Annotated in this window: 21 protein-coding genes; 16 read left to right on the plus strand and 5 right to left on the minus strand. The window is 41.6% G+C overall.

Annotated features, from left to right (window positions below):
* Positions 1 to 567, plus strand: coding sequence for a class D sortase (locus ACNO7B_RS04600; RefSeq protein ID WP_025207002.1), 567 nt, complete (start codon positions 1 to 3; stop codon positions 565 to 567).
* A gap of 34 nt (positions 568 to 601) precedes the next feature.
* On the opposite strand, the gene ACNO7B_RS04605 is transcribed toward ACNO7B_RS04600, so the two are convergent.
* Positions 602 to 1,504: an RluA family pseudouridine synthase gene (locus ACNO7B_RS04605; RefSeq protein ID WP_046527422.1), complete on the minus strand. Its 903-nt coding sequence runs from the start codon at positions 1,502 to 1,504 to the stop codon at positions 602 to 604.
* A gap of 108 nt (positions 1,505 to 1,612) precedes the next feature.
* On the opposite strand from ACNO7B_RS04605, the gene ACNO7B_RS04610 reads away from it, so the two are divergent.
* From ACNO7B_RS04610 to ACNO7B_RS04620, 3 genes are all read left to right on the plus strand, one after another.
* Positions 1,613 to 1,954, plus strand: a complete 342-nt coding sequence (locus ACNO7B_RS04610; protein ID WP_113747685.1) for a DUF5365 family protein — start codon at positions 1,613 to 1,615, stop codon at positions 1,952 to 1,954.
* A gap of 307 nt (positions 1,955 to 2,261) precedes the next feature.
* On the plus strand, positions 2,262 to 2,927 hold the full coding sequence (locus ACNO7B_RS04615; RefSeq protein ID WP_019743733.1) for an HAD family hydrolase: 666 nt from the start codon (positions 2,262 to 2,264) through the stop codon (positions 2,925 to 2,927).
* 14 nt (positions 2,928 to 2,941) lie between these two features.
* Complete coding sequence (locus ACNO7B_RS04620; RefSeq protein ID WP_007497061.1) at positions 2,942 to 4,480, plus strand: bifunctional GNAT family N-acetyltransferase/carbon-nitrogen hydrolase family protein; 1,539 nt, start codon at positions 2,942 to 2,944, stop codon at positions 4,478 to 4,480.
* Between the two features lie 45 nt (positions 4,481 to 4,525).
* Here the strand turns inward: ACNO7B_RS04620 and ACNO7B_RS04625 are convergent, their stop codons facing one another.
* Positions 4,526 to 4,942 (minus strand): hypothetical protein, encoded by a 417-nt coding sequence (locus ACNO7B_RS04625; RefSeq protein ID WP_007497062.1) that lies wholly within the window; start codon positions 4,940 to 4,942, stop codon positions 4,526 to 4,528.
* Between the two features lie 166 nt (positions 4,943 to 5,108).
* Between ACNO7B_RS04625 and ACNO7B_RS04630 the strand changes: the two genes are divergently transcribed.
* The 11 genes from ACNO7B_RS04630 to ACNO7B_RS04680 all read left to right on the plus strand — a co-directional run bounded on the left by ACNO7B_RS04630 (position 5,109) and on the right by ACNO7B_RS04680 (position 18,787).
* Positions 5,109 to 5,525, plus strand: a complete 417-nt coding sequence (locus tag ACNO7B_RS04630) for a VOC family protein (RefSeq protein ID WP_008349030.1) — start codon at positions 5,109 to 5,111, stop codon at positions 5,523 to 5,525.
* A gap of 83 nt (positions 5,526 to 5,608) precedes the next feature.
* Positions 5,609 to 6,526: an AEC family transporter gene (locus ACNO7B_RS04635; protein ID WP_007497064.1), complete on the plus strand. Its 918-nt coding sequence runs from the start codon at positions 5,609 to 5,611 to the stop codon at positions 6,524 to 6,526.
* 28 nt (positions 6,527 to 6,554) lie between these two features.
* Positions 6,555 to 8,147, plus strand: a complete 1,593-nt coding sequence (locus ACNO7B_RS04640; protein WP_417901244.1) for a PucR family transcriptional regulator — start codon at positions 6,555 to 6,557, stop codon at positions 8,145 to 8,147.
* 241 nt (positions 8,148 to 8,388) lie between these two features.
* The gene (locus tag ACNO7B_RS04645; RefSeq protein WP_414835185.1) at positions 8,389 to 9,726 is read left to right on the plus strand and encodes an aspartate aminotransferase family protein; all 1,338 of its coding nucleotides are present in this window, start codon (positions 8,389 to 8,391) and stop codon (positions 9,724 to 9,726) included.
* 326 nt (positions 9,727 to 10,052) lie between these two features.
* Positions 10,053 to 10,610 (plus strand): glycerol-3-phosphate responsive antiterminator, encoded by a 558-nt coding sequence (locus tag ACNO7B_RS04650; RefSeq protein WP_008349014.1) that lies wholly within the window; start codon positions 10,053 to 10,055, stop codon positions 10,608 to 10,610.
* Positions 10,611 to 10,825: 215 nt separating this feature from the next.
* Positions 10,826 to 11,641, plus strand: coding sequence for an MIP/aquaporin family protein (locus ACNO7B_RS04655; protein WP_008349011.1), 816 nt, complete (start codon positions 10,826 to 10,828; stop codon positions 11,639 to 11,641).
* 15 nt (positions 11,642 to 11,656) lie between these two features.
* Positions 11,657 to 13,153 (plus strand): glycerol kinase GlpK, encoded by a 1,497-nt coding sequence (glpK, locus tag ACNO7B_RS04660; protein ID WP_007497075.1) that lies wholly within the window; start codon positions 11,657 to 11,659, stop codon positions 13,151 to 13,153.
* A 139-nt stretch (positions 13,154 to 13,292) separates the two neighbouring features.
* The gene (gene glpD / locus ACNO7B_RS04665) at positions 13,293 to 14,954 is read left to right on the plus strand and encodes a glycerol-3-phosphate dehydrogenase (protein WP_060780922.1); all 1,662 of its coding nucleotides are present in this window, start codon (positions 13,293 to 13,295) and stop codon (positions 14,952 to 14,954) included.
* A gap of 144 nt (positions 14,955 to 15,098) precedes the next feature.
* On the plus strand, positions 15,099 to 16,844 hold the full coding sequence (locus tag ACNO7B_RS04670) for a phospho-sugar mutase (protein WP_417901245.1): 1,746 nt from the start codon (positions 15,099 to 15,101) through the stop codon (positions 16,842 to 16,844).
* A gap of 150 nt (positions 16,845 to 16,994) precedes the next feature.
* Positions 16,995 to 18,140 carry a GAF domain-containing sensor histidine kinase gene (locus ACNO7B_RS04675; protein WP_008349005.1) on the plus strand — a complete coding sequence of 382 codons (1,146 nt, stop codon included), beginning with the start codon at positions 16,995 to 16,997 and terminating at the stop codon, positions 18,138 to 18,140.
* The gene (locus ACNO7B_RS04680; RefSeq protein WP_008349002.1) at positions 18,137 to 18,787 is read left to right on the plus strand and encodes a response regulator; all 651 of its coding nucleotides are present in this window, start codon (positions 18,137 to 18,139) and stop codon (positions 18,785 to 18,787) included. Before ACNO7B_RS04675 ends, ACNO7B_RS04680 begins: the two co-directional genes overlap by 4 nt.
* A gap of 159 nt (positions 18,788 to 18,946) precedes the next feature.
* On the opposite strand, the gene ACNO7B_RS04685 is transcribed toward ACNO7B_RS04680, so the two are convergent.
* Positions 18,947 to 19,195, minus strand: a complete 249-nt coding sequence (locus ACNO7B_RS04685; RefSeq protein ID WP_008349000.1) for a YhdB family protein — start codon at positions 19,193 to 19,195, stop codon at positions 18,947 to 18,949.
* A gap of 128 nt (positions 19,196 to 19,323) precedes the next feature.
* Here ACNO7B_RS04685 and ACNO7B_RS04690 point away from each other — a divergent pair, with 128 nt between their 5' ends.
* Positions 19,324 to 19,707, plus strand: a complete 384-nt coding sequence (locus ACNO7B_RS04690; RefSeq protein WP_041507533.1) for a YqzG/YhdC family protein — start codon at positions 19,324 to 19,326, stop codon at positions 19,705 to 19,707.
* Between the two features lie 45 nt (positions 19,708 to 19,752).
* On the opposite strand, the gene ACNO7B_RS04695 is transcribed toward ACNO7B_RS04690, so the two are convergent.
* Both ACNO7B_RS04695 and ACNO7B_RS04700 read right to left on the minus strand, forming a co-directional pair.
* Positions 19,753 to 21,228 carry a catalase gene (locus tag ACNO7B_RS04695; RefSeq protein ID WP_144684746.1) on the minus strand — a complete coding sequence of 492 codons (1,476 nt, stop codon included), beginning with the start codon at positions 21,226 to 21,228 and terminating at the stop codon, positions 19,753 to 19,755.
* A gap of 160 nt (positions 21,229 to 21,388) precedes the next feature.
* The gene (locus tag ACNO7B_RS04700) at positions 21,389 to 21,820 is read right to left on the minus strand and encodes an Rrf2 family transcriptional regulator (protein WP_041507532.1); all 432 of its coding nucleotides are present in this window, start codon (positions 21,818 to 21,820) and stop codon (positions 21,389 to 21,391) included.
* Between the last annotated feature and the right edge of the window lie 139 nt (positions 21,821 to 21,959).

The following is a 21,959-nucleotide window of genomic DNA, read 5'->3' on the forward strand; positions in this document are numbered from 1 at the left end:
ATGAAAAAATGGCTTGCAGTGATTGTCATGTCAGCGGGAATTGTGGTGCTTGGCTGGGGAATCTGGCAAATCGCTTCTACTCACTTACAAACAGCACATTCGTTAGAGGAAGCAAAGAAGGTCGTAGAAACTGATCAAGGGATGACAAAGGAAAAATTTTCACCTGAAATGGGGAAAGCCTCTGGCATCCTGACCATTCCGAAATTAAAAGCCGATTTGCCGATTGTTGAAGGGACAGATGCGGACGACCTTGCCAAAGGCGTCGGTCATTATAAAGGCAGTTATTACCCTGATCAAAATGGACAAATCGTTTTGTCGGGACACAGGGATACGGTCTTCCGCCGGACTGGTGAACTGGATATTGGGGATCAGCTGAAAATCACTGTACCGTATGGTGAGTTTGTTTATGAAATCACGCATACGAAAATTGTGGATCAGCATGATACATCCATTATTACCTTACAAAATAAAAAAGAAGAGCTTGTGTTAACCACATGCTATCCATTTCATTTTGTCGGCAACGCACCAGAGCGGTACATTATTTATGCGAAAAGAGCATCTGTCTAACGTCAAAAGAGCCTGTATGATCAGGCTCTTTTTTCTACATATTGTCCATTAATTCAGCCATATCAGGTGGGAGCGGTGCTTCTATCGTCAGCTTTTCACCTGTGAATGGATGGTTCATGTCTACTTGTTTGGCATGAAGGGCGCATCTGTTTATCAGGTCACGCTTCCCGCCATATAATGTATCGCCAGCTAAAGGATGCCCGAGACTGCTAAGATGGACCCGAATTTGATGCGTTCTGCCTGTTTCTAATCGCAGCTTAACGGCCGTCACCTGTAAACGTTTATTGAGATAGAAGACCTCATAATGAGTCTTGGCGCTTTGACCAGTAGGAGAAACCCTCCTTCTGACAGCATGGTGTTTATCACGTCCAATGGCTGCTTTGATCGTTCCTTTCTTTTTCTTAAACAGTCCTTGTGCGATGGCAAGATACGTTCTGTTAATTGCTTTTTTTGAAAGCATTTGATCGAGTACAGCATGTGCCAACCTGTGTTTGGCAAAAATGACGGTGCCACTTGTGTCTTGATCCAGCCTATGTATATGTCTGACCCGCTTTTCTTCTCCATTTGCTTGAAAATGGAAAGCGACTAGATTCGCCAGCGTACCTGTTTGTCCTTTTTCATTTGGATGCGTCGGTCTTCCAGCAGGCTTTTGGACAACTAATAAATGCTCGTCTTCAAAGAGTACCTCTAATTCACCGTATTCTGGCGTCACATCACTTTCTTCCGTCTCAAATAAATCAATGAGAATCTGATCACCTGTACTCACTTTTGCAGCATGATGGGCAGGTTTTTGATTGAGACGGACTTTTTGGTGCTCCATCCAAAAATGGATAATCGGTTTAGAGGCAGACACTTCGTCTTTTAAAAATTGACTTAAGGAAATGCCATTTTGCTGCTCACCTACTTTTAGGGAGAGCGTGTGTCCTTTTATGATCATGATATTCGTCCTCTCTTTGGGTATATATAGGAAACACTTACCTTAGCGAATGACTTTTTTTCTGTGCTATTCTGAATGGAGTAATAACGACAGAGAGGTAGATGCCACGTGAGATTAATGAAAGCTGCGACAGACCTTCAAGAGCAGGAAATTGAAGAAATATCAAAGGAAATTGAAGATCTTTTATCCCATTCTGTTAATGTAGAAGAGCAGGAAAAACAACCCCCGCTTACATTCATTGATGGTGTGTATAACGGGACAATGGATGATGCTTTTCGTATCTTATCAGGTCTTCAGCTATTACATACCATTATTTTAAAGCCGAAGCGACATATCACAAAACGAGATCGTGAGTTATTTGAACTCAACCGTGAACAAGTTAATGCGTGCGGCTTTTCTTTCCCGTTTGATTTAGATGATTTTGCAGGCCGTCACCTTCAAAATGCGTAAAAGTTGGTGTGAACTTCCTTGTTAACTTACAAGGTCGTCGCACATACTATTTTTAAGGGAACGGAGAAACCTTCAAGATCTGTAATACCAATTCCGCTCTTTTTCAACAATGTCTATTCTCCACGAATCGGAGCGCTTGGATCTCTTGCAGAAAGAATCGAACATGACAGGAGCCTGACAAAACGATGCAGGCTCCTTTTATACATAATCATTTTAGCAGACATTCATCTTTGAAAGTCAATTTTATTCACGATATGATAGCAGTATGGAAGATATTTCAGACTTTCGGAAAAAAGGAGTGGCCTCTTTGGTAAAGGCGATTATATTTGATTTTGATGGATTAATTTTAGATACAGAAACACATGAATATGAGGTTCTGCAGGAAATGTTTGCTGAGCATGAATCGGAGCTGCCTCTGTCTGTATGGGGAAATGTGATTGGAACGCAGGCGGGTTTTAAGCCTTTTGAATATTTGGAAGAGCAGTTAGGGAAGACATTAGATCATGAGGCGCTTACAGCGGACCGGCGTTCTCGTTTTCAAAAGAGAATGAAGGACGAAGCAGCAAGACCTGGTGTAGAAGCTTATTTAGAAGCGGCAAAGGAGCTTGGAATTAAGATTGGACTCGCTTCCAGCTCAGATTATAAATGGGTGTCTGATCACCTCAAACAAATTGGACTTTTCGATTACTTTGAATGTATCCGCACGTCAGACGATGTGGAAGAAGTGAAGCCTAACCCAGAACTTTATTTGCAAACCGCACAATGCTTAGGCGTTGAGCCAAAAGATTGCGTGGCATTTGAAGACTCTGTGAATGGGTCAATCGCTGCCAAACGAGCGGGTATGAAATGTGTCATCGTACCAAATAAAGTGACGAGCACACTGCAGTTTGAAGAATATGACGCGAGATTAGAATCCATGGCTGAAATCGAATTGCTCCAGCTATTCCATCAGCTTGAAAAAGAGGATCAGTAAGGGGGCAATACATCATGGCAGAAAAACTAGATTTAACGCGATTTGAAAAAAGAATGGTGATTCGAAATATTAGAGAAGAAGATATCGACCGAATCATCGCATTGCAAGAGGTATGCTTTCCAGGCATGGACCCTTGGAAAAAAGAGCACCTTGAAAGCCACCTTGAACATTTCCCAGAAGGCCAGTTCTGTGCGGAATTCGAGGGAGAAATTATTGGCTCATGTTCAAGTTTATTAATTAACTTTGATGAATACGATGATCGTCACACATGGCAGGACATCACAGATGATGGATATATCACAAACCATAATCCAGATGGGATGAATATGTACGGAATTGAAGTAATGGTCAGTCCTGAGTACCGCCGGATGAAAATCGGTCATCGTTTATATGAAGCAAGAAAAGACTTAGCGAGAAGATTAAATTTAAAAAGCATCATCATTGGCGGACGTATCCCGAATTATCATAAATATCAAGAGGAAATGACGCCTCGCCAATATGTAGAGCAAGTCATGCTGCACCAAATTTATGATCCTGTGCTATCTTTTCAGCTGTTAAATGAATTTAGCCTGATGCGGATCAATCCGAATTACTTGCCGGATGATAAAGCTTCCAGCACGTACGCAACGCTAATGGAATGGAACAATGTCGATTATCGCCCGCAGTCGAAAAGATATTATAAATCGGCGTTTCCGGTTCGAATTTGTGTCATTCAATATGCAATGAAGCAAATTCATTCCTTTGAGGAGTTTATGAATCAAGTGGAGTATTACGTGGATGTGGCATCAGATGCGTCAGCTGACTTTGCCGTTTTTCCGGAAATCTTTACAACGCAGCTTATGTCATATTTAGAAGAGAGATCACCAAGTCTAGCAGTGCAGCGGATCACAGAATATACCGAGGACTACATCAATTTGTTTACAGATCTCTCGGTCAAGTACAACATTAATATCATCGGTGGTTCTCATTTCGTTGAAGAGGAAGGGAAAATCTATAATATCGCCTATTTATTTAGACGTGATGGAACGATTGAAAAGCAATATAAGCTGCATATCACGCCGAATGAAAGAAAATGGTGGGGGATTTCAGCTGGTGACCAAGTCCGGGTATTTGATACGGACTGCGGTAAAATTGCGATCCAAATTTGCTACGATATTGAATTCCCTGAGCTTGCTCGAATTGCAGCTGACAAAGGAGCGAAAATTATTTTCACTCCATTCTGTACAGAAGACCGTCAAGGCTACTTACGAGTGCGTTACTGTGCGCAGGCGAGAGCGGTTGAAAATCAGATATATACGGTCATTTCTGGAACGGTCGGAAACCTTCCGCAAACAGAAAACATGGATGTCCAATATGCACAATCAGCCATCTTTGCACCATCTGATTTTGAATTCGCAAGAGATGGCATTGTAGGGGAATGCAACCCGAATATTGAAATGGTAGTTGTCGGTGATGTCGACTTAGAAATATTAAGAAGGCAGCGTCAAGATGGGACGGTTCGTCAGCTAAAAGACCGAAGAAGAGACGTGTACCATATTGAATATAAGAAATAACCAAAACAAGCGCCCCGCAGTTATGCGAGGCGCTTTTCTGTATGTTTACATTTTCTTTAATGCCACTGTAGCAAAATGGGCAATGCTTTTGGCAGCTAAAAATGGAACGTCTGATTTAACAAGAGATTGATAAATCGTTTTTTCTACTTGTTTCCATGTAAGATCAGACTCTTCTAAAAGATTTTTTAAATCAGGTCCTACATGCTGGTTGAAAAACTGTTCAAATTGTTCACGTTTTTCTTGTCCGGCAATCACTTCTAATTTTTGTAGCCATTTTTCTTGTTTTTGGAAAGATTGTTCAATGTTTTGTTTAATGGTGTCTGTTGTTGAAGGAAGCTGAAAATCACTTTCTGCTGTCACCTGCTTCGTTTGAATAGATGCAGCATCAGCTGTCTGTGTAATAGGTGAAGCGAATAAAAGGACAGTGGTGGAGAGCATCAAAGATTTTGCGATTGTTTTCATTAAGAAAACCTCCTAGTTCATTTAGTATTGTGCACGATATTCATTATACATTTTTGTTAAAAAAAGGTAATGAGACTTACCGCTTATTTTTTCATGCGACAAAGGGATGCCAAATGAAAAGACGAATATACTGAATGGAAATGATGTTTTACAAAGGGAGAGGGATATGGGGCGACAATCTAAACATCTGTATATCAATTTGCCGGTTAAGCATGTGAATGAGTCAAAGGCTTTCTTTGAACAGCTGGGGTTTGACTTTCAACAAGAACTGACGAATGAACATGCTGCTTGTTTTGTGATGAATGAGACGATCACAGTCATGCTGTTATCACTTAAGCATTTCCAATCCATTTCAGAGAAGGAATTGGTAGATGCCAGAAATGGCGCAGAGGTCATTATCTCTTTACAGGTCGAGACGAGGGAAGAGGTTGATGAGCTTGTGGAGCGTGCGATTGCAGCTGGTGGTTCACCGTTTAAAGAAAAACAAGACCATGATTTCATGTATGGCTGGAGCTTTCAGGATCGTGATGGTCATTTATGGGAAGTGTTTTATATGGATGAGGAGAGAAGCGACCTTTCATAAGGGTGCTTCTTTTTTATTGATGATCAGTGGTATGATAAGAGGGTAAAAAAGAAGGAATTCATCTAGAGAAAAGTAGGTGCTACATGGAGTTTTTACTTGTCTTAATGCCAGTGTTCGGCATATTCCTTATAGGGTATATTGGGCAGAAGACAATTGGTTTTGATATACATACGCTCTCATCAATGTCTTTATATTTAATGTCACCATTTCTTGCGTTTGAAACCTTTTATCAAAATAAAGTATCGATGGACTATGTGTACTTATCAATATTTGTCGTAGGGCTTTGTCTCTCACTTGTTTTATGTGTCTTCATTTTATCTCGAATTTACGGGTATTCGAATGAAACGTATTGTGCCATGATTTTGTCATCAGCATTTATGAATAATGGAAATTATGGCACGCCTGTTGTCCTTCTTGTTTTTGGAGCAGCTGGTTTAGATATTGCGATTGTGCTAATGGTCCTTCAGCAGCTCGTCATGAGTACGATCGGCATGTATTATGCAGCAAAAGGTGGAGAGGACGCGGGAGACTTGAAGGTCGTTCTAAAAAAAGTGCTGCGTATGCCTGTTGCTTACGGGGCTCTTCTTGGTCTATTATTTCAGCTCATTGACCTTTCATTACCTAAAGAGCTTATGACAGGTGTTCAGCTGGTCGGGGATGCAGCGATACCAACGATTATGCTGATTTTAGGTATGCAGCTCGCAGTGATTTCTTTTAAACAAGTGGATTATCGTAATATTTCCTATGCGGTGCTGCTGAAGCTGTTTATCTCACCACTCATCGCATTCGGCTTTACGCTTATTTTACCGGTAGATGATTTGGTGAAACAAATTATGATTTTAGTTGCAGCGATGCCGACTGCGGCGAATACCACGCTGATGGCTGTGCAATTTCGAACGAAACCTGAGTTTGTCTCAAGCACGACGTTTCTCAGTACGATTTTAAGTATTGTGACTTTACCTGTTTTATTATGGATTTTATCCATGCACCCTCTGGGATAGGGGACGGCAAACAAAGGGGGACTTATGAATGAATGTAGATGTTCATTTTCAAGTAAGTGATGTGTTAAAAACGAAGCATTTTACGCATGCGAAAGTGTTAGCTGGGGAAAAGGGATTGTTTCGGCAGGTAAAATGGGTACATGTACTTGAAGTGCCTGCTGTAGAGGATTTGTTAAACGGAGGCGAGCTGATCTTAACGACGGCCGCAGGCTTCCATGATCAATTGGAAGTCTTTCAGGCGTTTTTAAGACAGTTGATTGACTCAGGTGCGGCTGGATTATGTATTGAGTTTGTACCGCTCCGGTTTGATGTACCGGAAGAACTGATTATTTATGCAGAAGAACGTGATTTTCCGCTAATTCTGTTTACAAAAGAAGTGAAGTTCGTCAATATTACACAGCATCTCCATACGATGATGATTGAGCGTCAGTATCAGATGATGGCGGATTTAGAAACACTGTCGTCCAAGTTGAATGAGCTTTTACTAACTCCTCATCCGCAGATGGATATTTTGGATCAAGTGTATCAGCACGTGAGAGGGATACTACTGCTGATCCCTGTTCAAGGTGAGCCGATTATTTTATGTGATTCTTCCAAACAAACAGAAGAGCTTGTGATGAATTATTTGCAATATGCTTCATTACCAAAAGGATATGAAGTGACGCAAAAACAAGTCCTTGCACTCAAACAAACCTTTGCAGACCTCGTCCTCATTCATCAATCGAACACACTCTCGGAATTTGAACTGCTTGTGATGGATAAAGGAGCGAATGCCCTTGCCCAGCAAACTTTAAGAGAGCTGTATACAGAAGAGCTGAAGAAGACAAAAGAGAATGAATGGCTGCAAAAATGGTTTCATGAAGATCATACAGAAAGAGAGATCATAGAACACCTTGAGGAGACAGAAGGGCTGAAAAAACCGACCGGCTGTGTGGTGATGCTCTTTCAAAAAAACCACCAAATAGAAGAAATCGCAGGGAATCTTTATTTTCTTGTCTCTTGCCGTTCTATTTTTCAGCGTGCTGGTTTCTATTTGATTGTGTACGAGCATCAAGGACAAACCTTATTTATTTTATTGAATACAAGAAAAGTTGAGGACTGGAAAGAGCGTGCAGAAAAAGCGGCAAACGACATCACGCAATTATATGACCGTGAGAAGCCCGGCGAGGCAGTCATCAATTATGGAATCGGTTCATATTGTGAGCAATTTCAGTACATGAGAAAAAGTTTTCAAGCAGCGAAAGAAGTGCTGCATTTAAAGAAAGTGATGCCGCAGCGGGTAGAAAGCCCATTTTATCAAGATTTACATATGCTTCGATTGATGCCTGTCATGAAAGAAAGCGGGTTATTAGAATGCATGGTGAAAGAGTATTTGGAGCCGGTGATTTTATATGATAAACAAAATAGCGGCAGGCTCTATCAGACGCTGAATATCTTTTTACAGACAAACGGTTCTAAAAAAGAAACCGCAAGCCAGCTCTATATTGTGAGGCAGACGCTTTATCACAGATTGGATAAGCTTCATGCTTTACTTGGTGGGGATATGATGCAAGCGCCAAAACGTCAAGCGCTTGAATTTGCGATCCTTGCTTATGAATTTTTACAGGGGAATCGCCATTAACGGTATATGTTAGATTTGCTAAGGGATCAAGTAGAGTGTCTCATGGTTCTTTTCAATCAGTTGACGATCTGTCTAATGTAATGTGTCTGGCCCCTTTTTTATAATGAGAGTAACGACACGGGCGGTCTTGTTTCAGTTTCATATGCCTCACTTTTTATCCATATAATGAATGGAGAGGTCATATGCAGGACCGGTTTAAGCTTCTTTGATGATGAAAACGGATACATGGGGGCGTGGGAAGATGAAAACACATAACGCACAAAATCTTCAAGCGAAAGATGATCAGTTCATTTGGCATCATATGAAAGGGACAAACAAAGAAAATGAAAGTATGGTGATTCATGAGGCAGAAGGCGCTTGGGTGACAGATATTCATGGAAATCGCTATTTAGACGGGATGTCAGGACTATGGTGTGTAAATGCCGGATATGGACGTAAAGAGCTTGCAGAAGCGGCGTATAAGCAATTAAATACGATGCCTTACTACCCACTGACACAAAGCCATGTGCCAGCGATTCAGCTGGCTGAGAAGCTCAATGAATGGCTAGACGGGGACTATGTGATCTTCTTTTCTAACAGTGGTTCTGAAGCGAATGAAGCGGCATTTAAGATTGCCAAACAATATCATGCGCAAAAGGGAGAGAGTACACGCACAAAATTTATTTCTCGATATCGATCGTATCATGGCAACACAGCAGCAGCTCTAGCCGCAACGGGTCAAGCGCAGCGTAAGTACAAATATGAACCGTTAGGGCAGGGGTTTATCCATGTCGCACCGCCTGATATGTACCGGCATCCTGAAGATCAAGAGAGCTTGGCAAGTGCTGCGGCAATAGATCAGGCCATGACGTGGGAACTAAGTGAGACGATAGCTGGGGTCATTATGGAGCCGATCATTACGGGCGGAGGTATCCTAATGCCGCCAAAAGGGTATTTGAAGAAGGTCAAAGATATCTGTGAAGCCCATGGAGCGCTTCTCATTGTAGATGAAGTCATATGCGGCTTTGGCCGGACAGGAAAGCGGTTTGGATTTATGCATGAGGAAGTGAAACCAGATATCATCACCATGGCAAAAGGGATCACAAGTGGATATTTACCGCTATCTGCAACGTGCGTGAAACGAGACATTTATGAAGCGTATGCAGGAGAAGATACGTATGACAGGCTACGGCATGTGAATACATTTGGCGGTCACCCTGCTTCCTGTGCGGTTGCGCTTGCTAACCTAGAGATCATGGAAAACGAGCAATTAGTGGAGCGGTCAGGCACGCTTGGCCAAGACATGCTCGAACGTTTGCAAGAGTTAAAAGAGCATCCATTTGTCGGTGATGTGAGAGGAAAAGGTCTGCTGTTTGGGATTGAGCTTGTGCAGGATCAGGCGTCAAAAAAGCCAGCTGATCCAAGTGTAGTCGGTCAATTGATTGCAGAATGTAAAAAGCGAGGATTGATCATCGGGAAAAATGGCGATACAGTGGCTGGCTATAATAACGTGGCACAGCTCGCCCCACCGCTAAATATCACTGATGAAGACGCCTCATTCATTATTCATACTTTAAAAGAAAGCATGGCGCAATTATAGCAGAGATTTCTCTGCTTCAGATTGTTGACAAAGGGCTAAAATGAACTTTATTTTAGCCCTTTGTCTTCTTTTCAGCGTGATAGAAAATCTTTGAAGTCTAGGAAGGACGAGCACCAGCACGCAGAACTGACAAAGAATGCGAGGGTTTGTCTACACGCTGTAGCAGAGAGATTTCTCTGCTTTTTTCTATGTCCAGAAAGGATCAGATCTTAATAGATCTGCTAGGCTGAATGGTCAATGGGCACACTAGGTGTATTGAAAAAAACATGCGATTCTATTACTGTAAGGAGAAGATAGAACCAATACACACGAGAAGGAGACGGCATATGAGTTTTCATGATCAACCCATTCTACCTGCTGTTCGCAATATGAAGCAATTTGAGGAATTTTTAAAAAGTCCATTTACATATGGGGTCTTACTTGATGTTCACTTAGGGCGGCTTAAGGGCATCATGAATGAGGCGAATGCGCATCATAAAAAAATGTTTGTCCATGTCGATCTCATTCACGGAATCAAACATGATGAGTACGGAACGGAATTTATTTGTCAGGAAATGAAACCAGCTGGCATTATTTCTACTAGGTCTTCTGTCATAGTAAAAGCCAAGCAGAAAAAGGTATATGCCATCCAGCGAATGTTTTTACTTGATACAAGTGCGATGGAAAAAAGCATGGAGTTTGTCGGAAAACATCGTCCAGATTTTATTGAAGTATTGCCGGGTGTCGTGCCAGATTTAATTACAGAAGTGCGCGAAAGAGCTGGAATACCAATATTTGCAGGAGGATTTATCCGAACAAAAGAAGATGTAGAACGGGCGCTTGCAGCAGGGGCGACAGCAGTCACCACATCGAATACAAAGCTTTGGAAAGCGTTCCAAAAATGAAAAAGATAAAATGTGAAAATTGATTGACAACGTTTTCATCCTCTGATACTATAGCACTAAGTTAATATCATGTGATGGAGAAACGGAGATCCACAACGACGCTTTACTAGGTGACAAATGACCCTGATGTAAAGTATGTTTGTTGTGGGTCTTTTTTCTTTATCTTTTCTACACATTTATAGGGGATGGCAACTGAACCAGAGGAGGAATTTTTCATGACACCATTTTGGGGTGAAGTCGTTGGTACAATGCTTCTGATTATTTTCGGAGGCGGTGTGTGTGCGGCAGTCAGTTTAAAGAAATCGCTCGCTTATCAGTCCGGTTGGATTGTAATCGCTTTCGGATGGGGATTTGCAGTAGCGATTGCAGCTTATGCCACTGGAGGAATCAGCGGTGCACATTTAAACCCGGCGCTGACAATAGGTCTAGCATTAGAAGGAAGTTTTCCTTGGGCTGATGTTCCAATGTATATTGTCGGTCAAATGCTTGGCGCATTACTCGGAGCTATTATTGTCTTCTTACATTACTTACCACACTGGAAAGCGACAGACGATCCAGGTGCAAAACTAGGCGTATTCTCAACTGGTCCTGCGATTCCGCATACTTTTGCAAACGTGCTCAGTGAAGTCATTGGTACATTTGTATTGGTGGTAGGAATTTTAGCGATTGGTGCAAATAAATTTGCAGACGGAGTCAATCCGCTGATTGTTGGTTTCTTAATTGTCGCAATTGGTCTTTCATTAGGTGGTACAACTGGTTACGCAATTAACCCTGCACGTGATTTAGGTCCAAGAATCGCACATGCCATTCTGCCGATTCCAGGTAAAGGTCCATCAAATTGGAAATATGCTTGGGTTCCTGTTGTTGGTCCAATTTTGGGCGGTGCATTTGGCGGTGTTTTCTATAATGCAGCCTTTAAAGCGAACGTCACACCAGCCTTTTGGATTGTAAGCGTTATTTTAGTTGTGGTATTGTTAGGACTCTATGTCTCTACGAAAAACCAGACAAATGCTGTCAATGAAAGTATGTAAGGGGAGGAAAACACCATGGCAAAAGAAAAATATATTCTCGCATTAGATCAAGGGACAACAAGCTCAAGAGCGATCTTATTTGATCAAGAAGGTAAAATTGCACATACAGCTCAGAAGGAATTCAATCAATATTTTCCGAACCCAGGCTGGGTAGAACACAATGCAAATGAAATTTGGAGCTCTGTTCTATCAGTTATTTCAACTGCTTTAATCGAATCAGGAATTGAAGCAGATCAAATCGCCGGTATCGGAATTACGAACCAGCGTGAGACAGCTGTCGTTTGGGATAAACATACAGGCGCACCCGTTTACAATGCAATTGTTTGGCAGTCTAGACAAACATCGGGTATATGTGATGAGCTAAAAGCGCAAGGGCACGATGAAACGTTTAGAAATAAAACCGGTCTTCTGATTGATGCTTATTTCTCAGGCACTAAAGTGAAATGGATTTTAGACAATGTCGAAGGTGCTCGTGAGAAAGCAGAAAATGGTGACTTACTGTTTGGCACAATCGATACATGGCTCATTTGGAAAATGACTGGCGGGCAATCACACGTGACAGATTATTCGAATGCATCAAGAACGTTAATGTTCAATATTTACGATCTGAAATGGGATGAAGAACTCCTTGATATCTTAGGTGTTCCAGCTTCCATGCTGCCAGACGTCAAACCATCATCACACATTTATGGTGAAACAACAGACTATCACTTCTTCGGTAAAAATATTCCGATTGCAGGAGCGGCGGGAGATCAGCAGTCTGCGTTATTCGGTCAGGCTTGCTTTGAAGAAGGAATGGCGAAGAACACATATGGTACAGGATGTTTCATGTTGATGAATACAGGGGAAAAAGCAATTAAGTCGGATCATGGATTGTTAACGACGATTGCATGGGGCATTGACGGCAAAGTTGAATATGCTTTAGAAGGAAGTATTTTCGTTGCTGGCTCAGCGATCCAGTGGCTGCGTGATGGACTTAGAATGTTTAAAGACTCAAAAGACAGTGAAGCTTATGCTGAGCGCGTTGAGTCAACAGACGGCGTATATGTCGTACCAGCATTCGTTGGTTTAGGCACACCATATTGGGATAGTGATGTCCGAGGCGCTGTATTCGGTTTAACACGCGGTACTTCTAAAGAGCACTTTGTTCGTGCAACGTTAGAATCACTTGCTTATCAAACGAAAGATGTTTTAGATGCGATGGAAAAAGATTCAAACATCTCACTTAAAACATTGCGCGTCGATGGCGGGGCTGTAAAGAATGATTTCTTAATGGGCTTCCAAAGTGATTTGCTCGATGTACCAGTAGAACGTCCAGAAATTAATGAAACGACGGCACTCGGTGCGGCCTATCTTGCGGGAATAGCAGTTGGCTTCTGGAACGACCGTTCAGACATTGCAAAACAATGGAACCTTGACAAGCGCTTTGAACCTAAAATGGAAGAAGACAGCCGTGACTCGTTATACAGCGGGTGGAAAAAGGCTGTAAAAGCAGCTCAAGCTTTCAAATAAACAAAAAGTATGGTATACTTCAAGTAAGTTAATAGAACGGTTGGAGAACTGGAGAGACCGCAAGCACCGAAGTGTAGAAATACGCTTTGGGTGTTTGCGGTCTCTTTTTCTTTACCGTACAACATGGGAGGAACAAGAGATGACTTTTTCTAGCTTAGAAAGAGAACAAATGCTTCAGGACATGACAAAAAAACCATATGATGTGTTTATCATTGGTGGGGGTATTACTGGCGCTGGTACAGCACTTGATGCGGCTTCACGCGGAATGCGTGTCGGTCTTGCGGAAATGCAGGATTTCGCAGCAGGTACGTCTAGCCGCTCAACGAAACTAGTGCACGGTGGACTTCGTTATTTAAAACAATTTGAAGTGAAAATGGTCGCAGAGGTCGGTAAAGAGCGTGCCATCGTATACGAAAACGGTCCTCATGTGACAACGCCAGAATGGATGCTTCTTCCGATGCATAAAGGCGGGACATTCGGTAAGTTTTCAACTTCAATCGGACTTAGAGTATATGACTTTTTAGCTGGCGTTAAGCATAGTGAACGCAGAAGTATGCTAAGTGCAAAAGAGACACTTGCAAAAGAACCACTTGTGAAAAAGGATGGCTTAAAAGGCGGGGGCTACTATGTTGAATACCGTACAGATGATGCACGCCTGACAATTGAAGTCATGAAAGAGGCTGTGAAATTCGGGGCAGAAGCGGTCAACTATGCGAAAGTAAAAGAATTTATTTATGATAAAGGCAAAGTTGTCGGTGTTGTCATTGAAGATGTGATGACGCAAAAAACATACGATGTATATGCGAAAAAAATCGTCAATGCGACTGGTCCATGGGTCGATCAGCTAAGAGACAAGGACCACTCAAAAGAGGGGAAACATTTACAACATACAAAAGGAATTCACTTAGTATTTGACCAATCTGTTTTCCCATTAAAACAAGCAATCTACTTTGACACACCTGATAAACGAATGGTCTTTGCGATTCCAAGAGAAGGAAAAACATACGTGGGAACAACAGATACCGTTTACAAAAAACAGCTGGAACATCCGCGTATGACAAAAGCAGATCGTGATTACGTGATCAAAGCCATTCAATATATGTTCCCAGATCTTAACATTACAGAGAAAGACGTTGAATCTAACTGGGCTGGTCTTCGTCCACTCATTCATGAAGAAGGGAAAGATCCTTCAGAAATTTCTCGTAAAGATGAGGTATGGACATCATCTTCAGGCTTAATCACGATTGCCGGCGGTAAATTAACAGGTTACCGTAAAATGGCTGAACACATTGTGAATCTTGTACGTGATGGACTGAAAGAGGAAACTGGAAAAGATTTCGGACCATGTAAAACGAAACATATGCCAATTTCAGGTGGGCATGTAGGCGGTTCGAAAAATATGGCATCCTTTGTTCAAGCGAAAACGGCAGAAGGAGCATCCGTTGGTTTGACAGAACCGATTGCACAAAAATTAGCTGAGAAATATGGCTCAAACGTCAGCAATGTCTTCAAGCGTGTAGAGCAGCTTCAAGGGGAAGCAGACAAACGAAACATTCCCGCATATGTGTTGGCTGAACTTGTCTATGCGATCGAAGAAGAATTGGCTGTAACACCTGTCGATTTCTTCTTGAGAAGAACAGGCAGCCTATTATTTAATATCAATTGGGCAAAAACGTATGCACAGCCTGTTGTTGACTATATGGCAGATCGTTTTGGCTGGGATGAAGAGACAAAACAGAAACATCAAACTGAATTAGACCGACTATTCCATGAAGCAGTCGTACCGCTTGATGCTGAATAAGTAAAAAGCCGATCGTGTATCGGCTTTTTTTATTTTGTTCATCGTTTTTTCATATGTTCATGATATAACATGACATGAAGGATAATTCCATATAAAATAACAGTAGATGTTATTTTATTGATGATAAGAGCTGGGAGGACGACCATGAGTTGGAATACGAATTATGAGCGTTGGATCAATGAGAAGCACCTGGATACTGAACTGAGGGAATGGCTGGAGGCACATCAAGATGATCATCAAGCACTTGAAGACTGTTTCTACAAAAACCTTGAGTTTGGTACTGGAGGAATGCGCGGAGAAATTGGTGCTGGAACGAACCGAATGAATGTTTACACTGTTCGAAAAGCATCTGCTGGTCTTGCTGCGTATATTGCAGCACATGGAGAGGATGCAAAAAAAAGAGGCGTCGCCATTGCCTATGATTCACGCCATAAATCTCCTGAATTTGCGATGGAAGCGGCCAAAACACTTGCTTCACATGGCATTCAAACATACGTATTTGACGAACTGCGTCCGACACCAGAACTCTCTTTTGCAGTTCGAGAACTGAATGCCTTTGCAGGGATTGTTGTGACAGCAAGTCACAATCCGCCGGAATATAATGGCTATAAAGTTTATGGAGAAGATGGAGGCCAAATGCCCCCATTTGAAGCAGATCAAGTCATTAAAGAAGTAGATGCCATCGAAAATGAATTAGCCATTTCAGTGGAATCAGAAGAAGTATTGAAGCAAAATGGTTTGATCCGCATGATTGGTGAAGAAATCGATCAAGCGTATATGGAAAAATTAAAAACCATTCGTGTGCACCCTGAGCTTGCAAAAGAAGTCGATGTCAAAGTGGTGTTTACCCCGCTTCATGGGACGGCGAATAAACCTGTCCGAAACGGACTTCAGGCCTTTGGTTATAAGCATGTGACGGTTGTACCTGAACAGGAAAAACCAGATCCGCAATTCTCGACGGTTACGTCTCCAAATCCAGAGGAGCATGCCGCTTTTGAATACGCCATCAAGCTTGGCAAAAAGCAAAATGCTGATATGTTGATTGCGACAGATCCAGATGCAGATCGATTAGGTATCGCTGTGAAAAATCACGATGGAGAATTTACCGTTTTGACGGGCAACCAAACAGGCGCCTTACTACTTCATTATTTATTATCTGAAAAACAAAAACTAGGTCAGCTACCGCCTCGCCCCGTTGTGATGAAAACGATTGTGACAAGTGAGCTTGGGCGTGCTGTTGCCTCAGCATTTGGAGCTGACACGATTGATACGCTCACTGGCTTTAAATTTATCGGAGAAAAAATCAAGCAGTTTGAAGAAAGCGGAGAATACACGTTTCAATTTGGCTATGAAGAAAGCTACGGCTATTTGATCGGTGATTTTGCACGAGATAAAGATGCAGTTCAAGCTGCGTTATTAGCAGTTGAAGTCGCAGCCTTTTATAAGAAACAAGGGAAGTCATTATACGATGCGCTTGTTGATATTTTTAAGGAATTTGGATTTTACAGAGAAGGCTTAAAGTCATTAACCTTAAAGGGGAAAGTAGGAGCAGAGCAGATTTCTGCTATTCTTCATACCTTTAGATCAAACCCGCCAGCTTCTATCGCCGGTCAGCGCATTACGGTCATTGAGGATTATCAATCAAGTCAAAGGCACCTTGTGGCTGAAAAGAAAGAAGAAACGATTCATCTGCCGGCATCAAACGTCCTGAAATATTTCCTTGAAGATGGCTCATGGTTTTGTTTACGACCTTCTGGTACGGAGCCTAAAGTCAAATTTTATATTGCAGTCAAAGGCACATCGTTAACAGACAGCGAAGAAAAGCTGAAACACTTATCAGAAGAAGTCATGAAAGTCGTCTATGACATTGTGGAAGAAACAGCTAAATAAAATATCACAAAGCCATCATGTCATGCATGATGGCTTTTCTCAGTCGAAAGGATGAGAAAAAATCATCCTTTTTGAGAAAGAGCCGCACAGATGCTCATGGTATAATCAACATATTGATCAGAGAGGCAGTAAAAGCCGGGGGTACACACGATGGGAGATTACCAAGAAAAAGTCAAAACATTAAAAACGTTAAAAGAAATTGCTGAAAAGTTAAATGAAGGAATGGAAATGAAGGAAACGCTTCATGAAGTGCTTCATATGCTTATGGAAGTGACAGGCTTTCAAACAGCATGGATTTATTTTATAGAAGAAGACGGATCGTATGAACTAATGGCAGAAGTATGCTTACCTGAAGCGCTGGCAAAGCATCAAAAAGAGCTCATGTGTCAAAACGATTGCTATTGCATCAACCGCTACACGAAAGGCTCACTGCAATCAGCGACCAATATCATCAATTGTAAACGGATTGAAACGGCGATTGAGCAAAAGCTTGGAGATACAGAAGGAATTACCCATCATGCAACCGTTCCGCTCCAAGCATGTAAGCGTACGTTTGGCTTATTAAATGTGGCGGCAAAAGGGAAGGTCACATTTACACAGGAGGAGCTGAATCTGCTTGAAAGTATTGCACTGCAAATAGGTACGGCTATTCAGCGCATGAAGCTTGTGCAAAATGAGCAGCAGCATGCACTGCTAGAAGAACGAAACCGGCTTGCACAGGATTTACACGATTCTGTGAATCAAATGCTGTTTTCCGTGAGTTTGACTGCAAAGGCAGCGCGTCAAATGACAAGTGATCAACATTTAGGGGAAATGATTGATTTTATTCAGCATTTATCACAAGATGCCCTCATTGAAATGCGTTCACTCATATGGCAGTTAAGACCAAAAGGACTTGAAAAAGGATTTACGACAGCGATTGAAGAGTATGCACAGCTTTTAGGTCTAAATTGTTCATTGTCTTTATCAGGCTGTATGGAAATAGATCATTCAAAGCACGAGACTTTATTTCGCGTATGTCAAGAAGCTCTAAATAACTGCCAAAAGCATGCGGGCGTTGAGAAAGTAGAGGTCAAACTGGAGCAATCAGGAGATACGTTTGGTATGAAAATCATCGATCAGGGAAAGGGATTTCAGTATGATGAACAAATGAGTCTTCCTTCATTTGGGCTGAAAGGGATGGCTGATCGTATCCGAAGAGCAGGCGGTACATTTTGCATCAATTCTGAGCTAGGTAAGGGAACGACGATTGATGTGAAAGTACCATTTTCTCAAGAAAGGAAGGGATTGTCATGAGGGTAGTTATTGCAGATGATCATCATATTGTCAGAAAAGGGCTGGTCTTTTTCTTGCAAACTCAGCCAGATGTAGACATCGTCGGTGAGGCATCCAATGGGGAAGAGGCACTGCAGGTAGTTAGGCAAACAAAGCCTGACATTGTCTTGATGGATCTCTCTATGCCTGTAATGAATGGAATTGAGGCGACAAAGCAAATGACGCTGGATATGCCGGATGTCCGCATTGTCATTCTGACAAGCTATGCAGATAAGGACTATGTGATCCCTGCTATCCAAGCGGGAGCGAAGGCTTATCAGCTCAAGGATGTAGCACCTGAAAAGCTTCTCACGACAATGATTGAGGTGCAAAATGGTACGTATCAATTAGACGGTCATATTACGACGTTTCTCGTCCAGCATCTAACTGAACCTAAAGAGCAGAAATGGGCATTGATGAACGAACTGACCAATAGAGAACGTGATGTCTTATTTGAAATCGCAAAAGGGAAAAGTAACAAAGAAATTGCCTCATCGCTTTTTATTTCTGAAAAGACTGTGAAAACTCACGTGTCTCATGTGTTATCAAAGTTAGAGCTGGCAGATCGAACTCAGGCCGCTCTATATGCGGTAGATTATCAAAAAAATCAGCCGAAAGAGCTGTTGTAAACAGTCATGGTGGACATTCCAAAAGACTTCATGAGTATTCTCTCGTGAAGTCTTTTCTTCTTTATGAAAGGCGGTTAGTAAAAGGCTGAAAAGAAAACAAAGAGCTAAAATAAAGTTCATTTTAGCCCTTTGTCAACAATCGAAAATCAACCTTTTCCTTTATGTGTACATTGGTTCAGCATATGCTTCAGCAACGGCAGCCTCTGAAGCATGGTCGATATACTGCAGGAGTCCATATAAACATTTTTCAACATCTGCATCGTTCCGGTTAAATTGATACGCATGTAAGAAATGCTCAATACGTTTCGAGAGCAAATCATCTTGCGTACGGACCATAAGAATAAGTAAATTATCCCATTGCGAGCGATGCGTATAATAAAGTGCCTTATCATAATCTGCCACATTCATTAAACCTTCTCCTTTCCCTTGAGAAGTCCTCATTAGTTTGCTCGGATCAGGTCGACTTTTTCAGGGGAAAAGTTGGTGTCTGCATAAACTGGGTACCGGGAATTATAGGCTGAATAAATGCTTGATGTATGAAAAAGAACCAACCAGCAAAACCTAAACAAAATAGACATGAAAGTGAGAATATTGATATTATGCACCCGAAATTATGGATGCTTTTTGCAGCAGGAATTGTTTTATTTGGCAGTCTCATGATTCATCCATCTTCACAAGCAGCTGTGCAGCCGGCAGAGAATTGGGAAAGACTTGCGTATACTGCCTTGCAAGATGAATATGAAGGCGCCGCTTTAAACGATTATCATTACATTGGACGTACACAAGTGAATGAAGATCAAACAAAAGATGTGTTTCGCGTGACCGTGAAGGAAGGCTCCACACGATTTGCAGCACATGCAGAAATTTATTTTCATCCAGTGACGGGTCATTTGATTAGTATTAACGTATTTCGGCTATAAAAAAGCACCTCTTTTAAAAAGAGGTGCTCCAGCTGAAAACAAGATCTATTTCATGCTTCCTTGAAGATATGAGCGAATATCCACACCGAGTGAATCCGCTAAACGCTGTCCGTAATCTTCATCTGCACGATAGAAGTTACAGATCGCAAGTAATTTCGTTTTTTCATTTACATCTTTCAAGTCAGCTGTCAGGTTTTTGATCAATGCTTGTTTCTCTTCTTCAGAGTAGCTTCGATATTTTTCTCCAGCTTGTTTGAAATCATTTGGTTTTTCAATTTTTTGTCTCACTATACGGTCACCATGAAGAACGGGTTCACTTTCTTTGTAGTGAGGGTTTTCTTTTGGCTGATCGTCATAACGGTTTGGTTCATAGTTAATATGACCGCTTGGACGAGTTGTTGTCATAAAGCCATCCTGTTGGTTATTGTGAACAGGCGCATAAGGACAGTTCACTGGGATGCGCATGTAGTTTGCACCTAGGCGGTGACGCTGCGTGTCAGGATAAGAGAACAGACGACCTTGAAGCAGTTTGTCTTCAGATGCTTCAATTCCTGGTACTAGGGCACTTGGCGTGAAAGCAGATTGCTCTGTTTCAGCAAAGAAATTTTCTGGATTGCGGTTCAGTGTCATGCGGCCCACTTTTTGCAGCGGATAATCTTCCTCGCTCCACGTCTTCGTCGGATCACATGGATCATAATCTAGTTCATCATAATCACTGAGCGGCATAAGCTGAACGTAAAGATCCCATGCTGGATAATTTCCTTTTTCAATACGATCATACAAGTCTCTTGTCGCATGCTGGAAGTCGTTTGCTTGAATTTCTGCAGCTTCTTCCATCGATAAATTGCGAATGCCTTCTGATGGTCTCCAGTGGTATTTCACATATTTCGTTTCTCCGTATTTGTTTACCCATCTAAACGTATGAACACCAGAACCGCGCATTTCAGCGTAGTTCGCAGGAATACCTTCGTCAGAGAAGAGCCATGTGAGCATGTGAGTGGATTCAGGTGTTAACGTCATAAAATCCCAATAACGGTCAGGATCTTGAATGTTGGTTACAGGATCTGGCTTGAGAGAGTGAACCATGTCAGGGAATTTGAGTGCATCACGAATGAAGAAGATCGGCAAGTTGTTCCCAACTAGATCATAGTTGCCTTCTTCTGTATAAAACTTGACAGCGAAGCCGCGAGGGTCACGTAATGTTTCAGGTGAACCTTTAGGGTGAATAACCGTTGAGAAACGGACAAAAACGTCTGTTTGTTTTCCTTCTTCACTTAAGAAGGCTGCTCTTGTATGTTTCTCCATGCTATTTTCTACTTCAAATACACCATAAGCGCCGGCGCCTCTTGCATGAACGACACGCTCTGGAATACGTTCACGGTCAAAGTGTGCAAGTTTTTCAATCAAATGGTAATCATCAAGAAATGAAGGCCCCCTGTGACCAGCAGTTCTAGAGTTTTGATTATCGCCAACTGGCACGCCTTGATTCGTTGTCAAATTTTTATGATTAGAATTTGTCATTCTTTTTCTCCTCCTGTAAACAAAAAATGGTTTCTAGCAATCTATATACCCTAATTATATTGAATCAAACATGATAGTCAATATTTATTTATAATAATTTTAAATAAATTATTATTACAAGGAGGTAAAGAAAAAGACGAAAGAAATAAATTCTTTCGCCTTAGAGCAGAAGCTCTCTTAGAGCATCTTTGTTTTGTGTTAAATCATTTAATGTGTATTGGTCAAGAACGCGTAAATAAGCAGTGAGTGCTTCATGAAGTACGTGTTTTAATGAACAAATCGGGGAGATAATACAGCTGTTTTTCTTCGGATCAAAGCATTCAACCATGACTAAATCATCCTCTGTATAGCGGACAACCTCACCAATATTAATGCTTTCTGGGCTTTTCCCCAGCCTAATCCCACCATTTCTTCCGCGGATCGTTTCTACATAACCACGTTTTCCAAGATGGTAAATGACCTTTGTCAGGTGATTTTTCGAAATGCCATAAATATCGGCAATCTGCTGAATATTTGACAGTTCATTGTTTTCTCTCGAAGCTAAATAAATGAGTACCCTTAATGAGAAATCTGTATAATTCGTAAGTTTCATTTGGACGACCTCTAAACCTAATAGAGTTTTGTATCATCGTAACACATTTTAGACAAAAACTGTTCGAGAAAGTACTAAATGTGACAACATTTAAAACATGCATTTTAAATATTGCTTTTATAAGCTGTCATCCATTACG

Origin of the sequence: Bacillus sp. AK25, assembly GCF_048270685.1 — a bacterium.
Lineage (GTDB): Bacteria > Bacillota > Bacilli > Bacillales > Bacillaceae > Bacillus > Bacillus altitudinis.